The 6000-nt window shown below is 54.6% G+C and carries 5 protein-coding genes, 1 tRNA gene and 1 pseudogene; 6 read left to right on the top strand and 1 reads right to left on the bottom strand.

The window, feature by feature from the left end; genetic code table 11:
* From EKK30_RS13190 to EKK30_RS18170, 3 genes and pseudogenes are all read left to right on the top strand, one after another.
* On the top strand, window positions 1–424 hold a 424-nt coding region (locus EKK30_RS13190; RefSeq protein ID WP_290985886.1), incomplete at its 5' end, for a hypothetical protein.
* Window positions 425–568: 144 nt separating this feature from the next.
* Window positions 569–644 (top strand) — tRNA-Glu (locus EKK30_RS13185).
* A 91-nt stretch (window positions 645–735) separates the two neighbouring features.
* Window positions 736–930: pseudogene (locus tag EKK30_RS18170) on the top strand (DUF6538 domain-containing protein); the annotation flags it as partial.
* A 177-nt stretch (window positions 931–1107) separates the two neighbouring features.
* On the opposite strand, the gene EKK30_RS13180 reads toward EKK30_RS18170, so the two are convergent.
* Complete coding sequence (locus EKK30_RS13180) at window positions 1108–1488, bottom strand: hypothetical protein (RefSeq protein WP_290985884.1); 381 nt, start codon at window positions 1486–1488, stop codon at window positions 1108–1110.
* 60 nt (window positions 1489–1548) lie between these two features.
* Between EKK30_RS13180 and EKK30_RS13175 the strand changes: the two genes are divergently transcribed.
* The 3 genes from EKK30_RS13175 (at window position 1549) to EKK30_RS13165 (ending at window position 5856) form a co-directional block, all read left to right on the top strand.
* On the top strand, window positions 1549–2700 hold the full coding sequence (locus EKK30_RS13175) for a site-specific integrase (RefSeq protein WP_290985881.1): 1152 nt from the start codon (window positions 1549–1551) through the stop codon (window positions 2698–2700).
* A gap of 172 nt (window positions 2701–2872) precedes the next feature.
* Window positions 2873–3838: an HNH endonuclease signature motif containing protein gene (locus EKK30_RS13170; RefSeq protein ID WP_290985878.1), complete on the top strand. Its 966-nt coding sequence runs from the start codon at window positions 2873–2875 to the stop codon at window positions 3836–3838.
* A gap of 98 nt (window positions 3839–3936) precedes the next feature.
* Entirely contained in the window at window positions 3937–5856 is a 1920-nt protein-coding gene (locus EKK30_RS13165) for a hypothetical protein (RefSeq protein WP_290985875.1), read from the top strand.
* The last annotated feature ends 144 nt before the right edge of the window (window positions 5857–6000 follow it).

The following is a 6000-nucleotide window of genomic DNA, read 5'->3' as shown; positions in this document are numbered from 1 at the left end:
CTTGTCGCGTTTTCTTCAATCGGCACGTGATTACCCGGAATTCAGAGAGATGACCAAACTTGAGCCGCCCTCTGACGACTTGATGCGCGAACAGCGGCTTCAGCGCAATCTCAAGATCGTCGTCGCACTCCTCGGGCTGCTCATCTTTGTCGGGCTCGGCGCAGTCGCCTTCAGGATGATCTCGCTTGCGAACCGCCCAGCCGGAAGCGCAGCGCCGCCCCGGATTGTGTCTGATGGCGTTCGGGGCAGCAACGTATCGTTCGAGTTGCCGCGCGGCGCTAAAATCGTGTCGATCGCCCTCTCGGGCAACAGGCTTGCCGTCCAGCATGACGGCCCGGCGGGACCAGGCATTACCATTCTCGATGCCGAAACTGGCCATCATGTCCTGGAGTTGAAGCCGACCGAGGCGTTGCCGCACAATTGAGACTGGCTAGGAGTTGTCGCAGCCACAATGAAGCGGCCAACGCCACTCTGTCCATTTTTGACGACCGATGAGCCCTTATCGGAGGTTCGCGAATGTCGGGGCTTGATTGGGTCGCGCCACTCGACTACACGTCGCTCAGCGCCGGCCCCGTTCGTCTAGTGGCCTAGGACACCCGCCTCTCACGTGGGCAACAGGGGTTCGAGTCCCCTACGGGGCGCCAATTCAAGCTAAGCCATTGATTTTATAGAAGCCATTGAGAAACAAGGGCTTTCTTTACTCGACTGCTACCTTTCGCTGCTACTCTGCGAGGTATGGTCGACGTGGCAAAATACCCCTTTCTGACCCATCGGTCCGGTTCCGATAACCTCTACTACAAGCGGTCGGTGCCTGCCGAACTGCGCGCGCCTGGACGACCGAAACAAGTCTGGAAATCGCTGGGAACCCCAGACCGCAGCAAGGCGCAACGGGCATACGCCGCCAAACATGCTGAGATCGAGCTTCTCTTTGAGGAGTGGCGCACCGCCGACAATCGGCCGGTCACAGAGGCTGCTTTTGATAAGGCTGCGCCCAGCGCGTTGGATTTGCCTGTTACGCCCCTGACGCCAGCTCTTCTCCGGAGGTTGGCCGACGATCATTATCTCAATATCTACGAGAATGATTTCGCTTGGCGCGGCGGCCTTTGGCTAAAGGCCAGCGCAGATGAAGATGCGTTCTGGCGCGGAGACATCATCAAGCATCCAACCAACGACTGGCAAAAGCACAAAGGCCAATCCTACAGTTATTATGCGCTCCTGATGGAGGAGCCCGTTCTTGAAGAAGTTTTCCTCTATAGCGTCTACACAGCGCGAAGGCAGAAGCTTCGGGCTCTCAGACGCCTTTATCAGCTTGGCGATACGCGCGATCTTGAACCTAGTGCTGATGACCTTCTGAGACTTCGCCAGGTCGGACTTTGCGACGGAGATCGGAATCGCTTGCTCCGCAAACTGATGCAATCCGAAATCAAGGCGCTCGAAGATCTTACCGCGGGCGACGAGGCGACATTCGATGGGATCGTAGCCTCGCAAGTACCCACGTCACACGAGAGTGATCGGAAGCTCCCGACACAACCCGCAGAACTCGCATCCGTGCTCATCGAAAAGTACATCGAGACAACGTCACGCGAACGAGAATGGCCGCCAAAGACAGAGCTGCGCAAACGTTCTGAGCTGCGCGAATTTCTGGAAATATGCGGCGACAAACCGATCAATGCTTACGGTCAAGAGGATGGCGTAAAATTCAAAGACACTGAGTCAACTCTTCCCCTCTATCGCCAGCAAGCGTCGTTCAAAGGGCTTTCGCTAATAGACGCTGCAAAGAAAGCGGAGGAACTTCGTAACAAGGGGCAGGATATTGAGTTCCTGAGCCCACTTACAATCAACGACAAGATTGGTTCTGTGTCGTTGTTCTTCGAGTGGGCGAAGACGAGAACTGGCGGCGTTGCGAACCCTGTGGCCGAACAAGGTATTCAACGCCGCAAGAACAAACGTCAGGGGAAGAAAGTACATCCTTGGACGATCGATGAGCTAAATCAGATGTTCGCCGCTCCTATTTATGTTGGGTGCCAGTCCGAAAGCCACTGGAAGCAGCCGGGTCAGACCATCCTTAGAAAATCGGCGAAGTTCTGGGTCCCGCTCATCGGACTTTTTTCGGGCATGCGGCTGGGCGAAATCATTCAGTTGCAAGTGTCAGACGTAAAAGAGAAAGATGGGATTCACTACTTCGACGTCACGCCCATCAGTGTTGATCCTGCCGACGACGAAGCGGTTGACGCTGACGAAGAGAAGTCGCTTAAGACCTCTTCAAGCCAGCGCGCCATCCCGATACATAAAATGCTCTTCGATCTTGGTTTCGGAGAATTTCTCGACTTTCGACGTGCGTCGGGATCGACGCGTCTCTTTCCAGAGTATGAAAAGGCCAAGGATGATGGCTCTTGGTCAAAACAGTTTTCGAAATACTTCAAGAGGTTTCGAGAATCAGTCGGTGTCAAACGGCGCGGAGTAAGGTTTCACAGCCTCCGGCATAATGTTGAAGACGCATTGCGCAATGCCCATGTCATGAAGGAAGCCCGCGACGCTATTCAGGGCCACGGAGAGAACGGCGTTTCAGCCGAATACGGCTGCGGATTTTATCTCGAGACTTTGAATGAAGCGCTCCAGAAGATTGCCTACGTCGGCGTAAACTTTCCAGCGGCGCGAGACCCGGAGGATCAGGCCATCCTGACAACCACGGCAAGTTAATATGGCGCAGCAATTCAATGCGGTTGTTTGATCGCCAACGACTGAACTCGACGAAGACGATTACCAACCGAGCACGTTGGGAAACTGGTTTATTATGTCGACGTTTCGAATGCCAATGCGATAAGTATACCCGTCAGTTGGAGACGGTTTTTCGGGGACGAAGACCACATTCATGCGCTATTGGTGGGTCAATCAGAATCAAACCTACCGATTCGAGGCGAAGGGCGGATATCTGTGGTCGCCCAAGCGCAACGCGAACGGTGCGCGCAATCCGTTCTATGAAACGATGCGGGAAGTCGCGCCGGGTGATTTGGTCCTTTCGTTCGTCGACACCCGCCTCGTTGCTATAGGCGTCGCCCGGTCCTATTGCTGGGAAAGTCCCAAGCCGTCGGAGTTTGGCACGGCCGGCGAAAATTGGGAGGACGTGGGATGGCGGGTACGGGTCACTTTTACTGGTCTGCTTAATCAGATCCGGCCCAAAGATCACATCGATGTTCTCAGGCCCTTGCTTCCAAATAAATACTCTCCGCTTCAATCTAACGGGAATGGACTGCAGTCGATTTATTTGGCTGAGATCCCGAAGGTACTTGCCGAGCTTCTGTTCGGACTTATCGGCGCTGAGGTAGGCGTTATTCGTGCAGCAGGCGCAGCCGTTGAGCCTCTCGTAGCCGATGATCTGGACGGTTGGGAAAAGAAGATCGAGCGCCAGATTGAAGAAGATGTGACGATTGTAGAAACCGATCGGCTTGCGTTGCTTCGGGCAAGGCGTGGTCAGGGATTGTTTCGGGACCGCGTAGCGCGAATAGAATCCCGATGTCGAGTTACGGGCGTCGACAACCCAACCCATCTAGTTGCAAGCCATTGCAAGCCGTGGCGGGATGCCAGCAACGAGGAGCGGTTGAACGGGGAGAACGGCCTCCTCCTCACTCCAACTATCGATCATCTCTTTGACCGTGGCTTTATCGGATTTGAAGACGGTGGACGCCTTATCTTATCCCCCGTTGCCCACAGGGCATCGCTGCGCCGCATGGGAATAAATGTTGATGAGCCCACACTTGTGGGTTCTTTTACGAGTGGCCAGAAAGCCTTTTTAGAGTTCCACCGTCAGTCAGTACTTTTACAGTCAATAATTCATTAAAAGGCTAAACGGCGCTGATGACCCAGAGCGGCAACCAGCCCCCTCGCGATCCTCCGATTATCTGTACAAACGCAACTTACTGACTGTTTTTTGCTGACATGACTGTTTCTGAGGATGTCCTCGCTGCGGGGCAACAAGTCTCTACTGCCGCGCCTGAAGCTATTGGTGACGCACTCAACGCGGCGCTGAACCGTTTCATCGGCAATCGACTTACAGCGGGTGGCGGCCAAATCGTTGATCTAGCTGGGGCAACTTCAGACCAATTCGCGTCGATTGTTCATACGAACCCAGCGGCTAACGGACCAATTCAGGCACCTTCGGATTCTGTGGCCGCCGTTATCGATGTGCATGACGATCTCACTTTGGAAAATCTTCGGCAAAGCTATAGGCGAATTGCCAACGCTAAGTCTCTGACGAAGACGCCTGTACCCGAGGGTGAAACACGAACCAACGTCACGCTGGGAGTGGTGTGGGCAGCGCAGACGGCGCTTCTGCTTGAAGCGATAACGGATGAGATCGCGTCCCTCAATCAACAAACCGCGAGCACTCTCTGGCCCGACATGATTGTCGTCGGAACGGCGATCATCAACTACGCTGTACAGTTTCCGAGTGAACCCATTAGCGGCGACTATTTGCCTCCCGCAGAGGGGGCGACCGCAACGTCCGCTCCAGCGGTTTATATCGTGTCCGTGATGCGTCCGACGGGAGCATTCACGTTCAACAAGATGTTGTCCTATCTGCTCGCCCATCTCGGCGTATTTTCGCCAGGCGACGATGCGGCGCGCCCTAATTTCGCTGAGGTCTCAGAGGGTGTCCCGCCTACCGCTGTAACGCTCCATGGCTATCAATACAATTTGCGGGGCGATCTCGTCCCAGTCCCTCGTCAGTTCTACAATGACCGGTACCTTTCCCCACGCCCATTCCTCGTTGAAAGCGAGCACGGAGAACCGTTGGCGGCCATCCAGTATCTGCCCTGGGCGGATGGCGCTGCCATTCTGCTTCACGGTAAGCTCCCGCTGGAAGGCTTGCTGGTCTTTTTCGGGCCAAAAGTTGTCGGGCGTGGCCGTGTTATTCGGCTTAAGGAAGGGCAGATTTCATACGTGTTGCCAGTTACAGAGGTTGATTTTGGCGCGTGGCTCAATCGTATTCAGCAGCAATCGAACATGATCGTAAAGCAGGACCCAGGGCATTTCATCGTTCAGAAGCTGGCCGACGAAGGCGCAAGTTCACCCTACATGGCGCGAATTTTTATTGGCGTGTTGCATCTGAGAGATCAGATTTATACCGACCCAACGAAACGTAGCAGTTTCGATGCGCCCTACGATTACGTGACTTCGGCGCTGTCTAGCACTCGCGATTCCGCTCGAAAGATCGCTGCGCTTTGGAATGATCATCAGTCCAAAGTCGCCTCTGGAAACATTGCCAAAATCGACGGTGGCGGCAACATTCATGTTCAAGAGAACATAGACAGAGACTTGAGATCGGAGATTGAGACGTTCTTAAACGCAGCGACGCGTTGCTTGAAAACTGGTATGCAGAACATTGCTCGCGAACTCGGCGCGAACATCGGATTTTTGTTCCAGCAGAAGGATTCGTTCGAAAAGGGCATCGCGGCTCTTCAGGCGACTGACCCTGATCTGGCTGCGTATCTACAGCAGACGCGGATATGGTCGGAGCCGATGCTGAAAAGCAGAATCGACCTTGAACACGGCACGTGGGTTCTTCCGCGAACCGGATACGCGGCAGAGAATGGCGCGGTGAAAGCAACCGAGCCGACGGTTGCTGGGAAGCCGGCGTCCGAGTTTGTTGACTTCACATTCGATCGGCTGTGCTGCTTCGTCGAGGAACTGTCATCGCATTGTTTACGGCGCAAGATGCCGGGCAGCGTCACGCTTACTGAAATCCCGCTGGCTAACAGGGTCTCGGAAGTGCCGGAGCGGTTTCGAATTGCGCTAGAGAACGGCGGCCAGCCCACGTGGCGCATCGCTTTCCATGAGTCACGTTTCGAAAACACCTAATCGTTTCATCGATCCCGTTTTTGGACCATCGCTTACGCGTTTGGCAGTGTCATCGCATTGAACGGCGTCGCGGTGTAGTGTGCAGAATTTCAATCTCTCTCTGCAACTAAGCTCAGGGCTGCTCACCGACGGTTTGAGGTCAGA

Origin of the sequence: Hyphomicrobium sp. (assembly GCF_003987855.1) — a bacterium.
Lineage (GTDB): Bacteria > Pseudomonadota > Alphaproteobacteria > Rhizobiales > Hyphomicrobiaceae > Hyphomicrobium_B.
This window is presented reverse-complemented; position numbering and strand designations above follow the sequence as displayed.

Excerpts from the sequence above, each read along its gene's own strand:
- EKK30_RS13170 (WP_290985878.1), top strand. The coding sequence starts at position 2,873 with ATGCGCTATTGGTGGGTCAATCAGAATCAAACCTACCGATTCGAGGCG.
- EKK30_RS13165 (WP_290985875.1), top strand. The coding sequence starts at position 3,937 with ATGACTGTTTCTGAGGATGTCCTCGCTGCGGGGCAACAAGTCTCTACT.